The sequence below is a fragment of the Streptomyces sp. NPDC058231 genome (assembly GCF_042882275.1).
Classification (GTDB): Bacteria; Actinomycetota; Actinomycetes; order Streptomycetales; family Streptomycetaceae; genus Streptomyces.
Genome location: NZ_JBHVWN010000102.1, coordinates 1 through 20,719 on the forward strand (window position 1 = coordinate 1; position 20,719 = coordinate 20,719).

20 protein-coding genes and 1 tRNA gene are annotated in these 20,719 nt (G+C 70.4%); 5 read left to right on the forward strand and 16 right to left on the reverse strand.

Annotated features, from left to right (window positions below; all coding sequences use genetic code 11):
• Window positions 1–142 precede the first annotated feature (142 nt).
• From ACFVXE_RS36400 to ACFVXE_RS36410, 3 genes are all read right to left on the reverse strand, one after another.
• Window positions 143–853, reverse strand: coding sequence for an NDP-sugar synthase (locus tag ACFVXE_RS36400; RefSeq protein ID WP_389677777.1), 711 nt, complete (start codon window positions 851–853; stop codon window positions 143–145).
• Between the two features lie 35 nt (window positions 854–888).
• Complete coding sequence (locus ACFVXE_RS36405) at window positions 889–1,302, reverse strand: hypothetical protein (protein WP_389677778.1); 414 nt, start codon at window positions 1,300–1,302, stop codon at window positions 889–891.
• Between the two features lie 231 nt (window positions 1,303–1,533).
• A complete protein-coding gene (locus ACFVXE_RS36410; protein ID WP_389677780.1) occupies window positions 1,534–2,670 on the reverse strand; it encodes an ABC transporter ATP-binding protein in 1,137 nt (378 codons plus the stop codon).
• Window positions 2,671–2,849: 179 nt separating this feature from the next.
• Between ACFVXE_RS36410 and ACFVXE_RS36415 the strand changes: the two genes are divergently transcribed.
• A tRNA-Thr gene (locus ACFVXE_RS36415) sits at window positions 2,850–2,923 on the forward strand.
• A 45-nt stretch (window positions 2,924–2,968) separates the two neighbouring features.
• On the opposite strand, the gene ACFVXE_RS36420 is transcribed toward ACFVXE_RS36415, so the two are convergent.
• The 3 genes from ACFVXE_RS36420 to ACFVXE_RS36430 all read right to left on the reverse strand — a co-directional run bounded on the left by ACFVXE_RS36420 (window position 2,969) and on the right by ACFVXE_RS36430 (window position 4,463).
• The gene (locus tag ACFVXE_RS36420) at window positions 2,969–3,424 is read right to left on the reverse strand and encodes a tyrosine-type recombinase/integrase (protein WP_389677808.1); all 456 of its coding nucleotides are present in this window, start codon (window positions 3,422–3,424) and stop codon (window positions 2,969–2,971) included.
• A gap of 215 nt (window positions 3,425–3,639) precedes the next feature.
• On the reverse strand, window positions 3,640–4,263 hold the full coding sequence (locus ACFVXE_RS36425) for a hypothetical protein (RefSeq protein WP_389677781.1): 624 nt from the start codon (window positions 4,261–4,263) through the stop codon (window positions 3,640–3,642).
• 11 nt (window positions 4,264–4,274) lie between these two features.
• The gene (locus tag ACFVXE_RS36430; protein ID WP_389677783.1) at window positions 4,275–4,463 is read right to left on the reverse strand and encodes a hypothetical protein; all 189 of its coding nucleotides are present in this window, start codon (window positions 4,461–4,463) and stop codon (window positions 4,275–4,277) included.
• 217 nt (window positions 4,464–4,680) lie between these two features.
• Between ACFVXE_RS36430 and ACFVXE_RS36435 the strand changes: the two genes are divergently transcribed.
• On the forward strand, window positions 4,681–5,178 hold the full coding sequence (locus tag ACFVXE_RS36435) for a hypothetical protein (protein ID WP_389677785.1): 498 nt from the start codon (window positions 4,681–4,683) through the stop codon (window positions 5,176–5,178).
• A 116-nt stretch (window positions 5,179–5,294) separates the two neighbouring features.
• Here the strand turns inward: ACFVXE_RS36435 and ACFVXE_RS36440 are convergent, their stop codons facing one another.
• Window positions 5,295–5,492: a hypothetical protein gene (locus ACFVXE_RS36440; RefSeq protein WP_389677810.1), complete on the reverse strand. Its 198-nt coding sequence runs from the start codon at window positions 5,490–5,492 to the stop codon at window positions 5,295–5,297.
• A 122-nt stretch (window positions 5,493–5,614) separates the two neighbouring features.
• On the opposite strand from ACFVXE_RS36440, the gene ACFVXE_RS36445 reads away from it, so the two are divergent.
• On the forward strand, window positions 5,615–5,845 hold the full coding sequence (locus tag ACFVXE_RS36445) for a hypothetical protein (RefSeq protein ID WP_389677787.1): 231 nt from the start codon (window positions 5,615–5,617) through the stop codon (window positions 5,843–5,845).
• 815 nt (window positions 5,846–6,660) lie between these two features.
• Here the strand turns inward: ACFVXE_RS36445 and ACFVXE_RS36450 are convergent.
• Window positions 6,661–7,878, reverse strand: a complete 1,218-nt coding sequence (locus tag ACFVXE_RS36450; protein ID WP_389677788.1) for a ricin-type beta-trefoil lectin domain protein — start codon at window positions 7,876–7,878, stop codon at window positions 6,661–6,663.
• Window positions 7,879–8,238: 360 nt separating this feature from the next.
• On the opposite strand from ACFVXE_RS36450, the gene ACFVXE_RS36455 reads away from it, so the two are divergent.
• On the forward strand, window positions 8,239–8,454 hold the full coding sequence (locus ACFVXE_RS36455) for a type II toxin-antitoxin system VapB family antitoxin (RefSeq protein WP_389677790.1): 216 nt from the start codon (window positions 8,239–8,241) through the stop codon (window positions 8,452–8,454).
• On the forward strand, window positions 8,451–8,873 hold the full coding sequence (locus tag ACFVXE_RS36460) for a PIN domain nuclease (protein WP_389677792.1): 423 nt from the start codon (window positions 8,451–8,453) through the stop codon (window positions 8,871–8,873). Before ACFVXE_RS36455 ends, ACFVXE_RS36460 begins: the two co-directional genes overlap by 4 nt.
• A 188-nt stretch (window positions 8,874–9,061) precedes the next feature.
• Here ACFVXE_RS36460 and ACFVXE_RS36465 read toward each other — a convergent pair whose 3' ends face one another.
• The 8 genes from ACFVXE_RS36465 to ACFVXE_RS36500 form a co-directional block, all read right to left on the reverse strand.
• On the reverse strand, window positions 9,062–10,480 hold the full coding sequence (locus tag ACFVXE_RS36465) for a DUF6177 family protein (RefSeq protein WP_389677794.1): 1,419 nt from the start codon (window positions 10,478–10,480) through the stop codon (window positions 9,062–9,064).
• An 82-nt stretch (window positions 10,481–10,562) separates the two neighbouring features.
• The gene (gene eccCa, locus ACFVXE_RS36470; protein ID WP_389677796.1) at window positions 10,563–14,537 is read right to left on the reverse strand and encodes a type VII secretion protein EccCa; all 3,975 of its coding nucleotides are present in this window, start codon (window positions 14,535–14,537) and stop codon (window positions 10,563–10,565) included.
• 37 nt (window positions 14,538–14,574) lie between these two features.
• Window positions 14,575–15,942 (reverse strand): MinD/ParA family protein, encoded by a 1,368-nt coding sequence (locus tag ACFVXE_RS36475; RefSeq protein ID WP_389677797.1) that lies wholly within the window; start codon window positions 15,940–15,942, stop codon window positions 14,575–14,577.
• A gap of 54 nt (window positions 15,943–15,996) precedes the next feature.
• The gene (gene eccD / locus ACFVXE_RS36480) at window positions 15,997–17,337 is read right to left on the reverse strand and encodes a type VII secretion integral membrane protein EccD (RefSeq protein ID WP_389677799.1); all 1,341 of its coding nucleotides are present in this window, start codon (window positions 17,335–17,337) and stop codon (window positions 15,997–15,999) included.
• A gap of 105 nt (window positions 17,338–17,442) precedes the next feature.
• Window positions 17,443–17,754 carry a hypothetical protein gene (locus ACFVXE_RS36485; protein ID WP_389677801.1) on the reverse strand — a complete coding sequence of 104 codons (312 nt, stop codon included), beginning with the start codon at window positions 17,752–17,754 and terminating at the stop codon, window positions 17,443–17,445.
• A gap of 586 nt (window positions 17,755–18,340) precedes the next feature.
• Entirely contained in the window at window positions 18,341–18,712 is a 372-nt protein-coding gene (locus tag ACFVXE_RS36490; RefSeq protein WP_389677803.1) for a hypothetical protein, read from the reverse strand.
• A 53-nt stretch (window positions 18,713–18,765) separates the two neighbouring features.
• Window positions 18,766–19,137, reverse strand: coding sequence for a hypothetical protein (locus ACFVXE_RS36495; RefSeq protein WP_389677804.1), 372 nt, complete (start codon window positions 19,135–19,137; stop codon window positions 18,766–18,768).
• Between the two features lie 45 nt (window positions 19,138–19,182).
• Window positions 19,183–20,719, reverse strand: a 1,537-nt coding sequence (locus ACFVXE_RS36500; protein ID WP_389677806.1) for an ADP-ribosyltransferase, incomplete at its 5' end; no start/stop codon positions are given.

The window sequence follows — 20,719 nt, forward strand, 5'->3', positions numbered from 1 at the left end:
CCCCACCTTTTGGGGTGTCGGTGGTCGCGGGCCCGGCGTGCCCCCCCCTCCGGGGGGGGCCCGGGGGGGGCGGGTTTCGCCCGGGGGGGGGGGTCCCCCCCCCCCCGGGGGCCCCGCCCCCGCGTACGCCTGCCTCGCGGCCCTACAGGCCGTCCAGTTCCTTCGCCGCCTCGGTCAGGTCCTTCGCCGTGTCGATGGCCCGCCAGTACGCCCCGTGCGGCAGCGGGTAGCCGGCCAGCCGGCGTTCGCGGGCGAGCCAGGGGAACGTCGTCCGCTCATGATCGCCGCGCTCCGGCAGCAGCGTCGTGAACGTCGGGGAGAAGACGTAGACACCCGCGTTGATCAGATACGGGGACGGCGGGGACTCGATGAAGTCGGTGATGTGCCCGAACGCATCCGTCTCGACGGCGCCCCAGGGGATGCGCGGACGGGCCAGGGCCAGCGTGGCGGTCGCGTCCCGTTCGGCGTGGAACGCCGCCATCTCCCGCAACGAGAACCGGCTCCAGATGTCGCCGTTGGTGGCGTACCAGGGCTCCGCGGGGTCCGGCAGCCGGGCGGCGGCGTACTTCAGGCCGCCACCGCGGCCCAGCGGCTCCGATTCCACCACCGTGGTCACCCGGAGCGGCAGCACCGCCTCGGCGAGCCACTCCTGGAGCACCTCGGCCAGATGACCGCACGAGACGACGGCATCGGTCACGCCCTCGGCAGCCAGCCAGGAAAGCTGATGGCCGATGATCGGAGTCCCGGTACCAGGGATCTCGACCATCGGCTTGGGGCGGTCGTCGGTGTACGGGCGCAGCCGCGATCCCTGGCCACCTGCCAGGATCACGGCCTGCGTCGGATACGTATGCATGCCAGGCACGATAGGGCGTGCCCGTGCGGTGCGGGTCAGCTGAACTGCGCGACACCCGAGGCGAACGACGTGTCGCAGACCGGGCGCGAGAACCGGTGCGCCCGCGTCGGGCCGTACTGCTCGACCGCGGCGCGGCCCAGGGCCTTCGCGATCGACATGCAGTGCCGGGCCAGCGACGGGCGGCCCTCGACGGCGCGCTGAAGGTCCGTCAGCGCGGCACCCGGGTCCTTCTGCTTCAGCTCGACGAGCAGCCGGTCACGGAGCATGTCCTGCGGGGTGAGCGACTTGGCGCGCTTGGAGACGGTGCGAGCCGACGCGGTGAGTACCTGCGACTCGGAGTTGTGCGCTGCCCACGGCACGCGGGTGACCGCGAGGGTCCCGGAGAGGACCATGACGACGGGCAGGACGAGAGCGAGAGTTCGGCCGATGCGGCGCGCGGTGTGGGTCACACGGCGAGCGTAGCGGGCAGTGATGATTTGGCGACATTACGTCACTCTTGCGGGGGATGGTTCGAGGGCGTTTTTCGAATCCCACGTTGACGAGCACCGGTGAAATGACCGGAGTATCAGGGTATTTGGCGAAGAAGGGGGCTGTCCAGGACCAAACCCGTGCGCGCCTTCCGGTACGCGAACGGCCCCGCACCACGAGGGTGCGGGGCCGTCGTACGGCGGGTGCCGACGTCAGTCGGTGAGACGCTCGCCGGTCGAGGTCGCGAAGACGTGCAGCTCGTCCGGGCGCGGCACGACGTGCAGCTTGGTGCCCTTCTCCGGGACGGCGCGGCCGCCGACGCGGACCACGAGGTCCTTGTCCTGGCCGCCGACCTGCGCGGAGCCGTAGACGAAGCCGTCGGCGCCGAGCTCCTCGACGACGTTGACCGAGACGGCCAGACCGGCCGGGGCGTCGGCGCTGTCCTTGGAGAGCGACTTGGCGGCGGCGCCACCGTGCTCGACGATGTCGAAGTGCTCCGGGCGGATGCCGACCGTGACCGTGGTGTCGCCGCGGTCGGCGGCGGCGGTGAGCGCCTCGCGGGAGACCGGGACGACGCTGTTGCCGAACTTCACGCCACCGTCGGTGATCGGGACCTCGACCAGGTTCATGGCCGGGGAGCCGATGAAGCCGGCGACGAAGAGGTTGGCCGGGCGGTCGTACATGTTGCGCGGCGAGTCGACCTGCTGCAGCAGACCGTCCTTGAGGACCGCGACACGGTCACCCATGGTGAGGGCCTCGACCTGGTCGTGCGTGACGTACACGGTCGTGATGCCGAGGCGGCGCTGGAGCGACGCGATCTGCGTACGGGTGGAGACACGGAGCTTGGCGTCGAGGTTCGACAGCGGCTCGTCCATGAGGAAGACCTGCGGCTCACGCACGATGGCGCGGCCCATCGCGACACGCTGACGCTGACCACCGGAGAGCGCCTTCGGCTTGCGGTCCAGGTAGTCGGTGAGGTCGAGCATCTTGGCGGCCTCTTCGACCTTCGCCCGGATCTCGGTCTTGTTGATACCGGCGATCTTCAGCGCGAAGCCCATGTTGTCCGCGACGGACATGTGCGGGTAGAGCGCGTAGTTCTGGAACACCATGGCGATGTCCCGGTCCTTCGGCGGCAGGTGCGTGACGTCGCGGTCACCGATGCGGATCGCGCCGCCGTTGACGTCCTCGAGACCCGCGAGCATGCGCAGGGAGGTCGACTTGCCACAACCGGAAGGGCCGACGAGGACGAGGAACTCACCGTCCGCGATGTCGATCTCCAGCTGGTCCACGGCGGGCTTGGTGGAGCCGGGGTAGACGCGGGACGCCTTGTCGAACGTGACACTGGCCATGCTGAATCTTCTCCTTCACCGGCAGGAACGTGCCGGACGATCCGAGTAAGAGGAGTGGTCTGGTCCACTCGGGTGAACCTTCAGCGACGCTACCTGGCCATTTCGAATATGTCAGTAGTTCGAAGATGCAAAAATTTCTGCCGGTACAGGTCGCAGCGTTGGTTACACTGCTCCGGAATGCCTCCTTAGCTCAGCTGGCCAGAGCAACGCACTTGTAATGCGTAGGTCGTCGGTTCGAATCCGACAGGGGGCTCGGAGAAACCCCAGGTCAGACCTCATCTGACCTGGGGTTTCGTCGTCACTGGATGCGGCGACGGCGTCGAGCGCGGGCCGCGCGGGTGTCGGGGGTCTCAGTTCTGGTCTCAGTGGGGCCCGGATCCGGCTTCGGGGGAGCAGACACGAAGAACTCGCCCATGCGACGCATGGCGTCCTTCGACAGGTGGGACCGCCCCTTCACGTACCGCCGCGTCTGACTGATCTGGGTATGCCGAAGGATCTCCATGATGGTGGGCATGTCCACGCCCAGCTCATTCAGGATCGTGCCGGCCGTGTGGCGACTGCCGTCGTACAGGCGGCGGTCGTCGATCCCAGCTTCCCCGATAAGTTCCTTGAACTCTTCGTAGTCGGCGCGTGGGTCAAGCGGGCGCCCGTCCGGCCGTGAGAACGACGTCGTACTCCTGCCACAGCTCGCCCGCTGCGGCCCGCATCGCTTCCCGCCGGGCCTTGTGGTCGTGAAGGAAAGGAATGAAGACAGGTGGAATCGGAACGGCGTTCCGGCTCTTCTTCATCTTGGGCCGCGAGAAGACGAGACCGCCCCCCTTGCGCAGCGGGCACGCGCTCGCGTGGCTCGTGCACGTCTTGGCGCAAGGCTTCGGGCAACCGCGCTTGTGGCCCTTGTGGCCCTTGTGCGTGGTGCAGGCCGGTGGACAGGATTCGAAGCGATGAAGACGCGCGCCACAGGCGTGAGCCTCACCTCAGCCGTGGCGCCAGGTGAGGCGCTGAAGCTGCGGAGAGTTCGGGAAGCCCGGCGCGGGTGAGCGCGACGGGGTCGAAGCCGGGCAGGGCCTCGCGGTGGGTGAGAGCTTGGTCGAGGGCGGTGGCGTATGCGGCGCCTTCGCGGGCGCCCTCGATCTGCGCCCCGGCGCGCAGGGCTTCGATGCGCTCGGTGTGGGCGTGCTCTTCGCGGCGCACCGTGGTCTGCCGGTCGTAGGCGAGGGTGTCGCGGCGGTCGGTGCGCCAGTACCGCGCGGCGATCCCGTACGCGACGGCGGTGGCCAGGACCCACAGCAGCAGCGGAAGCGAGAGCCCGTCGGCGTATCCGGCGACCCCGGCCAGGGCGAGCCCTCCGGAAGTGGCGAACGCCGTCGCGGCAACGACGCCGTCACCTCCACCCCGTCCGGCGGCGGCGAATGCGCCGGCCGTTGCGACTCCGGCCGCGAGGACGACTATCAACGCGGCGTTGCCGACGGAGTGTTCGGCGCCGTTGGCGTTCCAGATCCTCCCGAGGATGAGCACGGTGGAGGTAGTGACAGCCGGGGCCACCCTCGGGGCCGCGAGGGCGACCCAGTGGTGTTGAACGAGCGGTTCGTTCATGGCGGGGTCTTCTACAGGTTCGGGATGGCTTTGATGACGGCGTGGGTGAGTTCGTTGATCGGGTCGGACGCTCCGGTGGAGGCGAGGAAGAACCCGAACATGACGGCGATGAACGCGGAGCCGTAGCCGAGGGTGTTGGAGCGGAGCAGGAAGAACAGAACCAGCCCGAAGAGCAGGACCAGGGAGACGGTGACGGCCACGACGGGCCCCTTTCCGGTGTGGTGCTGCTGAGGTGAATTGCCTGTCTATGGGGGTTCGGCGCTAGCCCTTCGCCGCCGATCCATCTCCCCCTGTCCCCACCTATCTGTGCGCTGAGCTGCTACGCACGACGGCCTCACGTATCGTTGCGGCGTTCAACTAGCGCAAGGAAGGACTGCTCTTGCGGAACTAAGGGGCAGGTAAATGAGGGGGCGGGGCATGGATTGGCGTATCCGGCGTGCCGGGTTGTCCGGCGCTGTCGTGACGGCACTGTCCGCGGTGGTGGCGGTCGTCAGCTACGGGGCCGGGGCTGATCTGCCGTGGTGGGTGGTGGTGGCCGTGGCCTTGCTGACGGCTGGGCTCGGCGGTTGGACCGGGGCGCAGATCGGCCGCCGACGTGGCATCCGCAACGAGGTCCTGGAGCCCGGGGAGAAGGTGCTCGGCACCTACACCGTCCGGCCTCCATACACCGAACACACCCCGCCCGCAGCCCATGAGGGCCCGCAGTATCAACTCCGGGTGACCACCCACGGCATGCAGATGTGGGAGCGCTCCGCCCTGCTGTGGCGGCACCCGTGGCCGGAGCTGCGTGTGATCGCCGACGGCCCGCGACTGCGCATCCACCATGAGGAGCGCGAGGTCGGGGCGATGCTGCTGGAACAGCCGGGCGCCGTGCACGAGATCCGTCACGCCGCCAGGCGACACGGGGCCAACTGATACGCGCCTTGTCGCACAACGCTGATCGGGCAGCTTGCACCGTCGTCGTCAGAGCGGGGGCAACGCGGCAGCCCGACTACCTGCCAGCCCAAGGAGTGCCGCGGCACCGACAAGCCCTACCGGGTGCCGTCTCGATGGAGGCGGGCGGCGACGTTGTAGAGGTGGCGGCCGACGCGTATGCGCTTGCCGGTGGCCTTGCAGCGGCGGCAGTCCTTGCCGCGCTTGGTGCGACCCTTGCGGTCGGTCTTGATGGGTACGCCCGCGCAGCCGACGACGGGCACACGGACGCCATGACCAACCACAGGGAGGGCGATACGGAGGGTGCCCGTACCTGGTTGACCCGCGCTGCCGACGCTTGCTTCTGCGCGCGGAGGGCGACGCGGAGGGCGCCCGCGCCTGGTGGAGCCGCGCAGCCGACGACAGACACGACGGCGCCATGTTCAACCTCGGCGTGCTTTTGCACGAGGAGGGCGATGCGGAGGGTTGCCGCGCCTGGTGGAGCCGCGCAGCCGACGCCGGAAACACCGACGTCATGGCCTACCTCGGCTTGCTTCTGCACGAGGAGGGCGACACGGAGGGCGCCCGCGCTTGGTGGACCAGCGCAGCCGACGACGGACACGCCGACGCTCAAGCTGCACTATTCGCTCTAGGTATCGTTCCCGAGTGACTGGCTACAGAGATGATCGTCGCGTTGCGTTTGCCGTGGCGTGACATCTACGGCTGACATGAACGGCGCACAGCTGCATCCCAAGCGACACAGTCCGGCGGCCGGAGGTCCCCGTGTGCGGGCGGCGGAGAGTCAGTGATCGAAGCTCCTAAGGCGAGTGTCAGCCCCATCCCTGACGGCTGATCCGCGAGGCACCCTAACGGCGCGTGGGAATCTCCCGTCTGCCCTGGCGGACTGGGGGTGGCGTCTGCGCGCCGGTCTCAGTTGTGGTCTCGATGGCCGACCGATCCGGAGCTGTCCGCCACCGTCCGTGACAGTACGAATCACCCCCTGACCAGCTGCGCGGGCGAAACGGCGTACGACGGCGGACGCTTGCGGACCGAGATCGGACAGCTTGTAATGCGTAGGTCGTCGGTTCGAATCCGACAGGGGGCTTGGAGAAACCCCAGGTCACATGGCCCGTGACCTGGGGTTTTCTGCTGTTCCTGACATGGTGCGTCAGATGGCTGGGGTGCCGTAGGAGGGCCTGGGTGAGCGATGCGTGAGGGGAGAGCCGCCGTTGCTCTCACCGGGCAATACGCCGAAGGCCCCCGCAGCTTGCCGCGGGGGCCTTCGACGTTCGTGGTCTCCCGAGCGACTTCGACTGTGCCGCGCACGATCCGGCCGGTGCGGGCCGGACGACCCGTCCGGGCCCGATCGGTCCGGAAAGGCGGTTCACGGTGACGGTCGCGGGCCCGTTGACTCCCTGAGGGCCGACGGACTGTCCGGGTCGGGCAGGCGGCGGTCCCCATCGGTGGCCGAGACCCTCCTCACTCTCATCCCAGGGCGAACTTCTGGGCACCGGAGCTGTTGCAGTCCCAGATCTGCAGTCGCGTGCCATTCGCGGTGGCACCCGACGGTGAGTCGATGCACCGGCCCGTGGTCGGGTTGGACATCGAGCCATCGGCGTTGGCAACCCAGTTCTGGTAGCCCCCGCCGTTGCATGTGGCCAGCTGGAGCTTTGTGCCGGCCGCGTTGACGCCGCCGGCGATGTCCAGGCACCTGCCGAGGGTCTGCAGGGTCTGGCCGCTCCAGGTCCAGTGCTGGTCCTTGGCCGCCGACTGGCAGTCCCACAACTGGACCGCGGTGCCGTCGCCGCCGCTGTCGTCACCCGCCACATCCACACACTTGCCACCCGGACCGATGATCGTCCGGCCGGTCACCGGTCCGCTGCCGGGCGCTTTGTTGTACACGGCCACCGAGTCGATCACCAGCTTGCCGCCGGAGACCGTGGCCGCGTTCGGGCCACCGCCGAACGCGGCCGGGAAGCCGCCGCCGATCGCCAGGTCGTAGATGATGAAGAACGGGTGGTCGATCGCGTCGGACCAGGTTGTCGCGTCCACCTGGTTGGCCCTGACGGTGAAGAAGTTGTTCCCGTCGAGGTAGAACCGGATCTGCTCCGGCGACACCGAGCGGTCGATCTCCGCCGCGTAGTCGTGGAAGCCGGTCTGGCAGCCCGAACAGGCGCGCTCGCCCGAGCCGATGCCGGTCGACTCGTTGCACGGCCCGCCCGGGCTCACGCCGCAGTGGATGGTGCTGAAGTCGGAACTGCGGCCGTTGATGTCCTCCATGATGTCGACCTCGCCGGACTTCGGCCAGGTGACACCGGAGCGCAGCGGTGCGCCGAGCATCCAGAACGCCGGCCAGTAGCCCGCTCCGTTGGCGGTGCTGACGTCGGGCTGCTGGAGAACGGACTCGATGCGTACGACTCCGCCGGCCGGGGCGCCGAAGGTCGCCGCCTGGGTCTCCACGCGCCCGGACGTCCATCCGCTCTGCGGGTCGGAACCGGAGTGCTGAGCCCGGAGCACCAGGTGGCTCTGGCCGTCGTAGTACACGTTCGACGTACTACTGGTCATGGTCTCGATCTCACCGGTGCCGAAATTGCTGCCCGGTCCGGTGTCGTACTTCCACAGGCTCTGGTCGATGCCGGTGCCGGACGCACCGTTGAAGTCGTCGCTCCAGGTGAGGGTGAAGCCCGACGGCGCCGGGGGCACCGCCGCCTCCGTGTTCGGCGTCCCGACGACGGTGGCCGCCACCGTGACCGCGACGACGGGAAACAGCCTGAGCGCTCTCTTCCACCCGCCGCGTCGCGGCCTTGCACAATTCAAGCGCATATGTCCGACCTCCGGGGTAAGGCGTGATTTCGGGTGTCCGCTACGCCGCCTCTGACGGGACGCCGCAAGGTGCGGGGGGATGTCATGTACACAGCTTGTCGATCGGTTCGGCGTTCGACAAGACAGCCGGCACGTCCACCCTCTCGGAGCACCCCGCGAACATGCCCGGGCAGGACTCGCCGGCCGGTCGTCTGGATGCCACCCCCGCAAGACGCCTCGCGAGATATCAGGGAGGTGCACATGAGTCGGACGGTTATCGACCTGGACGACGACCTGGTCGCGGACGTGGCGACAGCCCTCGGGACGAGCACCAAGAAGGAGACCGTCAACACCGCTCTTCGCGAGGTGCTGGAGAGCCGGCGTCGCGCATTGGCTCTCGCCCGGCTGCGGTCCGCGGCCGGCGACGGCGCGTTCGATCTGGAGCTGTTCGAGAACAAGGAGAACTACCGCCGGTGAACGCGGCCCAGTTCCTGATCGACACCAGCGCGCTCGCGCGATTCCTGCGCGGGGACGCTGAGCAGTACGGCTGGGACCAGGCCGCCGCCGCCGGACTCATCGCTACCTGCCCCATCACCGAGCTCGAGTTCTTCCACAGCGCCCGGTCGGCCACCGACCGGGCGCGCGGCATCGAGGACCTGCGGCTGATCTTTGGCTGGGTTCCCGTCGACGACCGTGCCTACGACCGCGCCCGGCAGGTCCAGGAAGCCCTCACCAAGCAGGGGAAACACCGAAGCGCGGGAGCGGTCGACCTCGTCGTCGCCGCAACCGCGGAGTTGCAGGGGCTCACTCTGCTCCATCGCGATCACGACTTCGAGTGCATCGCCGCAGTGACCGGACAGGCCCTCCAGTGGTACGGCCGGGCGGAGGGCAAGTAGGCCAGCAGTGGTTGCAGCTCCGATTGCGACAGGATTCAACGGCACCTCCAGCACCAGCCGGGCTGATCCTGCAGGCCTTTGTCATGCGTAGGTCGTCGGTTCGAATCCGACGGGGGGCTCAAAAACCCCAGGTCAGCCACGTGCTGACCTGGGGTTCTTCTATGTGCTGGGCGAGGCGCGGGCGGGGTTCAGGCACCCTTCAGGTGCCGCATCAGGCGCTCGAAGTCCTGCCAGCCCGACAGGTCCGACGGGTCGCCCGGCAGCGGGTAGTACAGCGCGGGGCGGGTCTTCGGGCCGAGCTGGACCGGCGGCTCGGCCAGCGGGGTGCGGCGGGCGCGGTCGCCGGGCATGTCGCGGACCTCCTCCGCACCCAGCACGAAGGCCAGCGGGACGCCGGGGCCCTCGAACCGTGCCGGTACCGCCAGGTCGCGCCGGGCCTTGCGGATCTGGACGAGCATCGACTGCAGGTGGTGGCGGGTGGCGAGGATCTCGGCGGCCCGGGGAAGGGCGTCCAGCGGCATGTCCTCGTCGGCCCCGTAGCCGAACGCCAGGGTGACGTCCTCCTCCACGCCTCCGGTCGTACGGCTGATCCGGACCGTGGCGAGAGCCGGCCGGTCCGGGCTGCCGACCACCACGAACCAGGTCGGCTCGGGCGCTCTGTCGTAGGCGACGTCGGTCAGCTGCCGCAGCGACCACGGCAGGTTGGCGGGCTCCGCGGTGCCCCAGCCGGCCGGCGGCGCGCCGGTGAGCTCGCGCCACACCGACTCGATGGAGCCGCCGAGGACGAGCCGCTCGTCCGCGGGGTGGACGGTCCGGAACGAGACGGCCAGCTGGCGTTCGCCGGTGCCGGCGACCTCCTTGAACGACGCGGCCACCGGGGTGCGCGGATCCTCGGGGGTCGCGTCGGCCCCCTCGACGGTGGCGAACATGCCGTTCTGCCAGCGCAGCACGGCGCCGGACAGCCCGTCGTAGTAGCCGTCCCGCTCGTCCTGCACGACCCAGCGCGAGGGCCAGCCCGGCAGGCTGTTGCGTACGGCGGGGGAGAGCGTCACGCCGGGGGCGGTGACGATCTGGAGGCCGAGTTCGGCGTTGGCGGTGGCCCGGAACGCGTCGGAGAGCCAGGCCGTCATCGCGACCACCGGGCGGTCCTGGATGACGACGGCGACCTTGTCGGTGAGGGCGTCGACGGCGGGCTGGGCGGCGGCCGGCGCGGGCGCGACGCCGACCCCGTCGGTCTTCACCACGGCCAGCGAGCGTGCGGCCTCCGGCGGCCAGGCGGAGCCGCCGGCCAGCGAGACGAGGCGGGCGGCGAAGGTGCCCGCGATCCGCTCGGCCTCCTCGACGCCGGTGGTGGCACGTGCCTCCGTCCACCAGAACGGGACCTGGGGCGCCTGCGCGCCGAGCAGCCGCTCGGCCTCGCCCGCGACCTGGACGAGCAGCGGCGCCTCGACGGAGACGAGCGGCCGGCCCTGTTCGTCGCAGAGCTGCACGACGGCGTCCTCGCCGGCCGTGTCGACCAGCTTGTCGGGGCCTCCGGAGAGGAGGCCCGCGAGGACGCTCAGCGCGTCGGGCATTCTCGGGGTGAGGGCGATGACGTCCTTGGTCATGTGGTCGTCCGGTCCTTCGTCGTCCGTGGCGTGGTGGTCGTGCGTCGCGCGGCCCGGTTGCGCGGGCCGGCTGCCGGATGGCTCACCCGGGGGTGTACACGGTCTGGATCAGGCGGTTCGACTGACCCCTGCGGATGAGGACGCCGCGGCCCGCGGGCTGCTGGGTGGCGTAGACGCCGGGGAACAGCTGGCCCTCGCTGCGGTCGCCCGCCATGAGGATCGCCGAGGATCCGGACTCGCGCAGGCCCTGCACCAGCGGCTCGTACATGCCGCGGGAGGCGCCGGCGACGCGGCGGGTCAGGACGAAGTGGAGGCCGATGTCGACCGCGGACGGGATGTACGGCAGGAACGGGGCGAGCGGGGCCAGTCCCGCGGTGGTCAGTACGTCGTAGTCGTCGACGAGGACCACGATCCGGGGTCCGCTGCCCCAGCTGCCGGGTTCCAGGTCCTCGGTGCCCGCGCTGTCGTCGGGCAGCCGCTTCTCCAGCTCGGTGGCGATGCCGGCGGCGAGGCCCGCGCACATTTTGGCGTTGTACGCGTAGCCGCCGCGGAACTCCTCGGGGATCGCGCCGCGCAGTCCGCGCCGCGGGTCCATGACGGCGAAGACCAGTTCGTCCTCGCTGTAGCGCTCGATGAGCCCGCCGGCGATCGTCTTGAGCAGGTTCGTCTTGCCGCATTCGCTGTCGCCCATGATCAGCAGGTGCTGGTCGTGGTGGAACAGGTCGAGCAGCACGGGCGCGAGCGCCGTCTGGTCCAGGCCGATCGGTACCCGCCGGGGTTCGGCGGCCGGGCCGGGCAGCAGGTGCGGTTCCAGGACGTGCGGCAGGACCCGTACCGGCTGGGCGACTTCGCCGCTCCAGGTGGCGCGGACGGTACGGGCCGTGCGCTCCAGGACGGCGCCCAGGTCCGAGGTGTCGGCGAGCCCGTCCGTCCGGGGCAGCGCGACCTGGGTGAAGAGTTTGCCGTCGGTGAGGATGCGGCCGGGTTCGTCGGGGGAGAGGGTCTGGGCGAGCTTGCGGTCGATGCTGGACTCGCTGGGGTCGTTCAGGCGGAGTTCGACACGGGTGCCGAAGTTGGACTGGGTGGCGATGCGGACGTCGTTCCACCGGAGCATGCCCGCGACGACGTGGATGCCGTAGCCGCCGCCGCGCTTGAGGATGTCGATGACGGCGTCGTCGAGCTCCTCGAAGTCGTCGCGCAGGGCGCCGAAGCCGTCGATGACCAGGACGATCTCGGCGGAGGCCAGCTGGGGCAGCCGACCGGCCGCGTGCAGGGTGCGCAGCTGCTCGACGGAGTCGATGCCGTGTTCGCGGAAGAGGTCCTCGCGGGCGGCGAGGGCGCCCCGTACCTCCTCGACGGTGCGTCCGGCCCGTTCGCGGTCGGCGCGGCCCGCGACGCCGCCGACGTGCGGCAGGTCCGCCAGTGCCTGGAGGCCGCCGCCGACCAGGTCGAGACCGTAGATGCCGACTTCCTGCGGGGTATGGGTCAGCGCGAGCGAGAGGGCGAGGGTGCGCAGCAGGGTGGTCTTGCCCGACTGCGGGCCGCCGATGACGGCGGCGTGACCGCCCGCCACGGTGAGGTCCAGGTACCACTGGCCCTGCCACTGCTTGGTGGGGTCGTCGAGCAGGCCGAGCGGCACCTGGAGCGGGCCGCGGCGCTTGGCGAGCTGCATGCCGCGGGGGCCGACGTCCAGGGGGCCCGCGACCTTGTCCAGCGCGATGGCGGAGGGCAGCGGGGGCAGCCAGATGCGGCGTACCGGATCGGCTGCGTCCTGCAGCTGTCCGACGATGACGCCCATCTCGGTGGGGCCGGTCTCGCGGCGCCGGGCGGTGGGCTCCCGGTCGCCGGGGTTCTCGCTCTTGGCAAGGGTGTTGTACGCCTCGTACTCCAGGGCGAGGGGACCGGTGTCCTCCTCCTCGGCGCGCTGCACCGGGCCGCGGTAGGCGCCGGAGACGTAGCTCGCCTTGAAGCGTTCGTAGTGGCTCGTGTCGACCTTGAGGAAGCCGAAGCCGGGCAGCGGCGGCAGGTGGAAGGCGTCCGTGGTGTCGAGCACCGTGCGGGATTCGTCGGCGGAGAAAGTGCGCAGCCCGAGCCGGTACGAGAGGTAGGTGTCCAGGCCCTTGAGCTTGCCGCCCTCGATGCGCTGGCTGGAGAGCAGCAGGTGCACGCCGATGGACCGGCCGATGCGGCCGATGGAGAGGAACAGGTCGATGAAGTCCGGTTTGGCGGTGAGGAGTTCACCGAACTCGTCGATGACGACGAAGAGGTGCGGCAGCGGGTCCAGGTCGGGGCGCTTCTCGGCGCGCAGCGCGGCGTAGTCGCCGATGTCGGCGACGTTGCCCGCGTCCTTGAGCACCTGCTGGCGGCGCTTGACCTCGCCGGCGAGTGAGGCGTGGACGCGTTCGACGAGTCCGGCCTGGTTCTCGAGGTTGGTGATGACGCCGGCGACGTGCGGCAGGTCCGCGAACGGGGCGAAGGTCGCGCCGCCCTTGTAGTCGACGAGGACGAGTGCCAGGTCCTCCGGCGGGTGGGTGGCGACCAGGGCGAGGACGAGGGTACGCAGCAGTTCCGACTTGCCGGATCCGGTGGCCCCGACGCACAGGCCGTGCGGGCCCATGCCGAGCTCGGAGGATTCCTTCAGGTCGAGGAGGACCGGTTCGCGCGAGTCGCTGACGCCGATCGGTACGCGCAGGAAGGAGCGTTCGCCGCGTGGCGCCCACAGGCGGGCCAGGTCGAGCCGGGCCACGTCGTCGATGCCGAGCAGGTCGGCGAAGTCGACGGGGCCGGACAGCGGGGCGTCGACGAGGGATTCGGCGGCCAGGCGCAGCGGAGCGAGCATCCGGGCCAGGCCCTCGGCGAACGGGATGCTGACTTCGTCCACGGTGCCGTGGGCGCTGATCGGTTCCTGCTCGCGGAGGTCCTCGATGAGTATCCGGTCGCCGTCGACGGTGATGCGTACGCCGACGTGTCCCGGTTCCTGGATGCGCTGTTCGAGCAGGTGCAGCATGGTGACGCCCATGTCGCGCAGGCCCACGGCGTCGTCCGGGCAGGGCAGGTCGACGGCGTCCTCGCCGTGCCCGTCGGCGACGACGAGGAGGCGGGACGTCATGGACAGGGCGTCCTTGTTGGAGAGGCCGCGGCGCACCTCGGCCGCGTACGAGGCCCGGCGGCGGAGTTCGGCGCCGATCTGCCGGGCGAGCTGGGGTGCGGACGGTGCGATGCGGCGGGCGGCGACGGGGCCGTCGAGCTGTTCGGTGTCGAGCAGGTGCGGCATCCACTTGGCCCATTCCCAGTCGGCGAGCCGGTCGCCGGGGACGGCCAGTGCCATGGCCACGTCGTCGGGGGCGTGGGTCGCGGCGGTCTGGACGAGCAGGGCGCGCGCGACGCGCAGGCAGTCCTCGCGGGGCCCGATCACGCTGACGTTGCCGACGCGGTCGAGCGGGACGGTGAGGGGGAGTTCGGTGCCGGTGCGGAAGCGGGCCATCAGGGCCGACGCCTCGTTGAGCATGAAGCGGTCGGGCGGGGTGAGGACCGAGGAACCCTGCTGCGCGAGGGTCAGGTCGCGAACGGGCATCTCGCCGGTGCCGACGCGCACGCGGAGGAAGTCGCCGTCGACACGGCGGCGTTCCCACAGCCGGGCCGGGTCGCGCACGATGTCGTACAGGGCGTCCGGCGGCGGGGTGAGGATCTCGGTCCGCTCGCGTCGTTCGCGTTCCTCGCCGGAGAGTTCTTCGCGCAGGTCCTCCAGGTAGGCGAGATACGCCTCGCGCTGGGTGCGGCGGGTGCGCTGGGCCTTGCCGCGCTGCGAGAAGACGAGCGCGAGGGAGCCGATGACGGTGACGACGAGGATGATCGCGCCGAGCCCGGCGAACTGGCTGTTGCGTACGACCGTCATCATGATGACGGACGACATGACACCGGCCACGGGCAGCAGCGACATCGCGATGTTGCCCGACTTCCCCTCGGGGAGGTTGGGCGGGGATTCGATGGTGCGTGCCTCGGAGGGGGCCGCGGGCCGGGTGGTCCTGGCCGGGCGGTGGATCAGTCGGGTACTCATCGGCGTCCGTCACTCACGGTCGGGCTCGGCATCTGGGTCAGTGGCGCTTCTGGGAGAGCTGGAAGACGTCCGCGGCGAGGCGGGTGGCCGCCTCCCTGGTCGCGTGCGCGAGCAGTTCGGTGCGGATCAGGCCGCCTGCCGCCAGGTGCCGGTCGTACGGCAGGACCTGGACGCTCGCGCCGGTGGACCTGAGCTTCTCGGCGGCCTCGGCGAGGTCCAGCCCCGGGTGCGGTACGAGTTCGGTGAGGACGACGACGGTTCCGGCGATCACGTGCTGCGGCAGTCCCTGCATCCACTGGAGCACGGAGTACGTGCTGGTGACGCCCTCCAGCGTGGCCGGGGCGGTCAGGATGCGGGCCTGGGCGGCGGAGAGCGCGACACGGGCGACCTCGGCGGGCAGGGTCTCGCAGTCGACGACCGTGACGCCGAAGTAGCGGCGCAGCGAGACCATGACGCCCTCGTACGCCTTGCTGCCCAGCATCGCGCCGATCTGTCCCTGACTGCCGGGGAGCAGCCAGGCGTTGCCGTGGAGCTGGACGAGGTAGCCGGTGATGTCGAGGAGCGACATCTGCGGTTCGACGATGTCCGCGAAGTCGCCGATGGTCCAGCGCAGCGTCTCGGCTCCCAGCCGCAGGGGCAGCGATCCGAGGGACGGATCGGCCTCGACGACGAGGACCGGGTCCTGCCGGTAGTGCGCGTAGGTGGTGCCGAGCAGTGCGGCGACGGTCGACTTGCCGGAGCCGCCCCGGATGGAGGTGACGGCGATCTGCCGGCCGGTCGTCACGGGCTGCTGGAGCATCTCCGCGATCCGGGTGATCTCGGCGACCTCCTTCGCGGCCGACGAGGAGACGGTGCGGCGCAGGGCACGGGTGGCGCGTGAGGCGAAGGACTGCCCGTGCCGTGGCTTGCGTCCCGCGGTGACGAGGCTCTTGTCCACGACGGGCCGGGAGTCGGGGGTGTGGTGGGGGCGGGTGGACGGCGTGTAGGGCGCCTGCGGCTGCTGCCCCTGGTACTGCTGTGCCTGGGGCTGGGGTGCCTGGTAGGGCTGCGCCTGCGCGGCCTGCTGCTGTGCGGCCTGGTACTGCCCCTGCGGGTACGGCTGCTGCGGGTTCTGCCCCTGCGCGTACGGGCCCTGCGGGTACGGCTGCTGCGGGTTCTGCCCCTGCGGGTACTGCGGCGCCTGGTACTGCTCGGCGGCGCCCGCCTGGTGCCCTGCGTGCTGGGGAGGCGGGTACCCGTAGCCGGCCTCCGGCGCCGGGGCGCCCTGCGGGGGGAAGCCGGGGTTCGCGGGGGCGCCCTGCGGCTGTCCGGCGGGGTGCTGCCCGCCCTGCTGCGGCGTGCCCTGCGGGGTGGCGCCGCGCAGGTCGCGCAGCACGTCACCCTGCCAGTTTTCTGCGTTCGGCATGTCAGCCCTTCTTTTTCCGCCCTGCTGCCCCGCTCGGAGCGCCTGAGCGTCGACTCAGAACTTGTTGAGCAGCTGTCCGTACAGGCCGAACGCGCCGACGGCGAGCGGGAAGAGCCCCACGACGCCGATGGACTCGACCAGGTCGCCCATGCGCCGGAGCCGGACCTGTACGTGTTCGGGCGGCTGGACCGCCAGTACGAGCAGCGGCAGGACCGCGGCCGCGCACAGGACGGCGAGCGGTGCGGCACCCCCGGAGTGGTGCATCCACACCACGACGAGGCGTACGACGAGGACCGCGGCCGCGGCGAAGAGCGCCACGACCTCGGCGACCAGCGGGAAGGCCCGGGCCCGGGAGAGCAGCACGAGGGCCACGAGTGAGGGGAGCGCCGCGGCCCAGACCGTGGGCCGGTCCGCCAGGGTGAGCAGCCAGCCGCCGGCCGCCGCGGAGATCGCGGTGACCGTCGTCGCGAGCGCGAGGCCGCGGTGCGTGGCCGCGAGCGCGTTGCCCACCTGGTGGCGGCTGATGGAGACGCCGCCGGAGCGGCGGTCGTCGAGTGTGGTGAGCCCTGAGGCCATCAGGGCGAGCCGGGGCAGCAGGCCGAGCAGCACCACGGAGAAGACGGCCATGACGGCGCCGAGGCGGGACAGGTCGCTCTGGAGAGCGGCGGCGGCCTCCCACACCACGGTGATCGCGGCGGTCGCGATGGCGCCGATGAGTCCGCCACGGCCGAGCGGTGAGAAGTAGCCGAGCAGCAGCAGTACCAGGACGAGTGCGCCGGCGACGGCGGCGAGCCGGGCGGTCCCCGGCCAGTCGTACGCGTCGGCGGCGGTCCAGGCGGTGACGATGCCGAGTCCGCCGGAGGCGAGCAGCAGCGCGGTTGCGAGGCCGCGGTTGCCCTGGCCGATCCTGGCGACGAGCGCGCCGGCCGCGAGGAGGACGAGCGTGACCGCGACGAGTGCGCCGGCGAGGGCGCCGAGTGCGAACTCCTGGCGGGCGAGCAGCGCGGCGATCACGGCGAAGGCGACGGTCGCCACGCCGGCGCTGGTCCGGCGTGCGGCGGGTCGCCAGCGCCACGCCTGCAGGTCGAGGTCGTCGGCGACCAGGTCGGTGACGTCGTGCACGACGGGGGCGGGTGGCGCGGAGTGGGCGCGGACGAGCCGGAGTACGGCGCCGTCCGCGATCTCGGCCGACGACAGCGTGCTGTCGTGCGGAAGCGCGGAGCCGTCCGACGTGATCAACTGACGTGTCATCGGGCGGGACGCGGCCCGGTCGTCCAGCAACTGGAGTATGTCCGGAAGCAGTTGACCGATCGGGGTGTCCGAGGGCAGGACGATGTCGGCCCGGCGTCGCTCGCCGACCAGGGTCACCCGGCTCAGTTGAGCTCGGGAAGTCATTGTTGTGCTCACCACTTTACGGGAACCTATCGTCGCGACGTCGAGGACTGGGGCGGACCGGGAGTGCCCGCGGGGTTGGTCGCGGGAGTTGCCGGGCGGTCATGGCTACGGGGAACTCGGGCTGGATTTGCCGGACCCGTCGGGCTTCGCCGTGGGCGCCGGCTGCTCGTACTGCTGTTCCTGGCGCTGCTGCTTCTCCTGCTCGGCCTTCTGCTTCGCCAGCGTGTGCTGGAGGAAGGACCATCCGACGCATCCGGCGCACAGCACGGCCGCGATGGCGATTCCGGCGAACACCTTGCCCAGTCGCTCGTCCGCTGTGCGCCGCGACCGCTGCACGCCGAACAGCAGCGCGTCCCGCATCCTGCGGCGGCGTACCGCCACCGACTCCAGAAGCTGGCTGTCGTAATCCCGTGCCATCAGTCGTCCGCTGCCTCAGTCGTCCGTTGCCTCAGTCATGGTCGGTGAACCATCGGTCTCCGGCCGGAGGTGTCCCCGTACGGCGGGACATGTCCGCGACTGCCACCGCGCAGGGCCGGTGCGGCGTCGTGCGTCCACTGCGTGAGTGTCGCCTTGCCGGGCCACTGTCCGCGTGTGTTGCGGCATACGGATTCCCCCTTGCATTGCCTCCGCAACATAAGGCATGGACAAGTCAGCAGTACAACCCGGAGCCAGGAGTGGGACAGACCTCGGACAATCATGAAGCGGAGCCAAAGGAGAGGAATCAGGGCGATACCGGCGGGGGAGCGCCGACTTGGGGACGGGCCCGGTGATCCCCCGGAGCCGCCGACGAAGTCCGGGCCGCGGTGCGGCGGGGGTCGCTCGACGACCATCGCCGCGGCGTCTGTGCGCTACCCGGACGTAGCCGATCGCCTGACCGTCCCGGTCCACCACGGTCAGTACTGAACAGGCCCATGGGCGACGGGGGCGCAGCGCGGTGGCCCCGGGCGCTCCGTCGAACAGCAGTCCTCGTTCAAGCGCGGGTTGGGTGGCCGCCGGGCGCCGCTCAGGTGCTGAGAGGCCGTCCCTTGCCCACCATTTCCCTGAGAGCGTCGAGCGTCGGTGCCTCGGCCTGCGATCCGGGCACGACACCGCTCCCGTTGGAGCTGCTCGTGTCCCGGATCAGCTCGGCGAGCAGTGCGGTGGGTGCGATACCGCGCGCCTTCGCCTCACGCAGCTTCCTGAGCCACGCGGCACCGGCGTTGATTCCGTCCGGCCCGAGCCCGGGCGGCGTCACCCAGCCGGCGGCGACGCCCTCGTCGTCGGCCCACACGTACCCCAGTACCTCACCGCTGTCGGCGGCCACCCGCACGTACTGCACGGGTCCCCGCGCGACACGGTTGTAGCGGGGCGGCCCGGCGATCCGCCTGAACCGCATGTCCTCCTCGAAGCGCGGATTCGGCCGGTTCTCGGCGGCGGCGGTCCGGCGGCTCAGTTCGAGTTGCCCAGTTGCCTGACCGCGTCGGCGTTCGGAGCCTCGGTCAGGGAGTCGGGTACGACGTGGCTGGTTTTCGTGGGGTCCGACTCCTGGATCATCTCTGCCAGGGCCGCGGTCGGCGCGATGTCCCGGGCCTTGGCGTCATGGAGCTTGAAGGCCCACACGGAGCCCTCGTTGAACGCTTCGTCACCGCCCGCCTTGCGGACCACCCATCCGGCCGCGTCCTCCTCGTCGTTCGCCCAGGCGTAGCCGATCACCTGGCCGTCCTTGTCCGCCACGGTCAGGTACTGAACTGGCTTGGTGGACAGCCGGCTGTAACGAGGTGGCCCTTCAGGCGCCTCGTTGAACAGGAGGTCTTCGTTCAAGCGCGGATTGGGTCGCTTCTCGCTGCTCATGCGTGCAATGTTCCCTTACTTTGCAGGTAGGACTTCCCCGTAGACATGGGCTTGACCATTTTCCATAAAGACACGGGTCACCTTGAACTCGGAACCACGGGCCAGGAGCAGCTCCCGCTCCTCCACGTCGAACTTGCTCACCTTCTCCAGCCAGAGGGCGGGTGTGCCCTTCGGTACACGGAGGTGCAGGATCGCTTCCTTGCCCGCGAAGCTGGGAACCGGGTGATTACCGAGGGAGGTCGAGGTATATCCCTTGTCCGGGTATGTCTTGCCCATCATGTCGAGCGGCGAGTCCAGGTGGAGGTGGCCGAGACCGGTACCCCGGACGACCATGATGTCTTCGGGCACCGGCCGGGTCGACATGACCTTGTCCATCTCGGTGATGTCATGCAGCACCTCGGGGCTCGGGCCGAAGCCGGGAGTGCCCCGCAGATGGCCGTTCATGTCGTGGTACGAGGGGAACGTCTCACCGGTGTAGTCCCAGAGCGCCTGCTTCGCCGACGGGTCCAGGTTGTCCACGTAGTCGTTCCAGTAGTCCCGGCCGTAGTCGATGGCTGCCAGGTCGTCCGTGAACGGAACTGTGCCATCGGTGAGTTCGGCTGCGGCGACCCTGTGCTTCTCTGCATTCGAGAGGGCTTTGAAGTCCTCCGCAGACATGTGCGGGGTGTACTTGAAGTCGTCCGCCGCACCGCCGACGCCCGGATCGTCCACACCGGGGTGACCGGGAGACGTCACGTCGTCGGCGCCGTGCAGCGCGTCTCCGGCGGGGCCGTGCGGGTCGACATGACCGCCCGTGTCACCGGCGTGCGCCGCGTCGTCGGCGTGCGATGCCGTGTCGTCGGCGTGCGATGCCGCGTCGTCGGCGTGGCCGCCGGGGTGCGAGGCGTCGTGCCCGTGCGTACCGGGTGCGTCGTGCCCGTGCGTGGTCGGTACGTCGTGCTCCGGGACGTGCGGGGTCGTACCCGGCATGTCGTGCCCCGGGACGTGCGGGGTCGTGGTCGGTACGTCGTGCGCTGCGCCTGCCGGGAAGTGGTCACCGGGTACGTGCGCTGCCGGTCCGCCGGGTACGTGGCCTGCCGGGTCGAACGAGGCGGGGGCGGGGCCGAATGTGCCGCTGGGCACGTGGCCGGGTGCGGTGCCGGGTACGTGCGCTGCCGGGTCGAACGAGGCGGGGGCGGGGCCGAACGACCCGCTCGGTACGTGTGCACCCGGAGCGCCCGGCACATGGCTGCCCGCGCCGGCCGGCACGTTGTCGAATCCGCCTGCGTGGATGCCCGGTGCCGTCGGCGGCTGAATCTGCCAGGACGTCGGCAGGCCCGCGGTCCCGGGCACGGTGGAGTGCGGAATCGGGGGTGTGTCGATCGAACCGTGCGGGGTGAGCAGATTGCCGTGGGGGTCCAGCAGATTGCCGTTGGGCAGCTGGATCGCACCGTCGGGGAGGGTCGGTATCTCGACGTTGCCGATGCCTTTGAGGCCCTTGGCGATGTCACCGATCTTGGAGATGCCGGCGCCTGCGCCCTTGGCTATGTAGGTCATCGGGTCGATGAATTTG

Coding starts and splice junctions, on each gene's coding strand:
- ACFVXE_RS36400 (WP_389677777.1), bottom strand. CDS start 853: ATGCATACGTATCCGACGCAGGCCGTGATCCTGGCAGGTGGCCAGGGA.
- ACFVXE_RS36410 (WP_389677780.1), bottom strand. CDS start 2,670: ATGGCCAGTGTCACGTTCGACAAGGCGTCCCGCGTCTACCCCGGCTCC.
- ACFVXE_RS36425 (WP_389677781.1), bottom strand. CDS start 4,263: ATGAACGAACCGCTCGTTCAACACCACTGGGTCGCCCTCGCGGCCCCG.
- ACFVXE_RS36435 (WP_389677785.1), top strand. CDS start 4,681: ATGGATTGGCGTATCCGGCGTGCCGGGTTGTCCGGCGCTGTCGTGACG.
- ACFVXE_RS36445 (WP_389677787.1), top strand. CDS start 5,615: ATGTTCAACCTCGGCGTGCTTTTGCACGAGGAGGGCGATGCGGAGGGT.
- ACFVXE_RS36455 (WP_389677790.1), top strand. CDS start 8,239: ATGAGTCGGACGGTTATCGACCTGGACGACGACCTGGTCGCGGACGTG.
- ACFVXE_RS36465 (WP_389677794.1), bottom strand. CDS start 10,480: ATGACCAAGGACGTCATCGCCCTCACCCCGAGAATGCCCGACGCGCTG.
- eccCa (WP_389677796.1), bottom strand. CDS start 14,537: ATGAGTACCCGACTGATCCACCGCCCGGCCAGGACCACCCGGCCCGCG.
- ACFVXE_RS36475 (WP_389677797.1), bottom strand. CDS start 15,942: ATGCCGAACGCAGAAAACTGGCAGGGTGACGTGCTGCGCGACCTGCGC.
- eccD (WP_389677799.1), bottom strand. CDS start 17,337: ATGACTTCCCGAGCTCAACTGAGCCGGGTGACCCTGGTCGGCGAGCGA.
- ACFVXE_RS36485 (WP_389677801.1), bottom strand. CDS start 17,754: ATGGCACGGGATTACGACAGCCAGCTTCTGGAGTCGGTGGCGGTACGC.
- ACFVXE_RS36490 (WP_389677803.1), bottom strand. CDS start 18,712: ATGCGGTTCAGGCGGATCGCCGGGCCGCCCCGCTACAACCGTGTCGCG.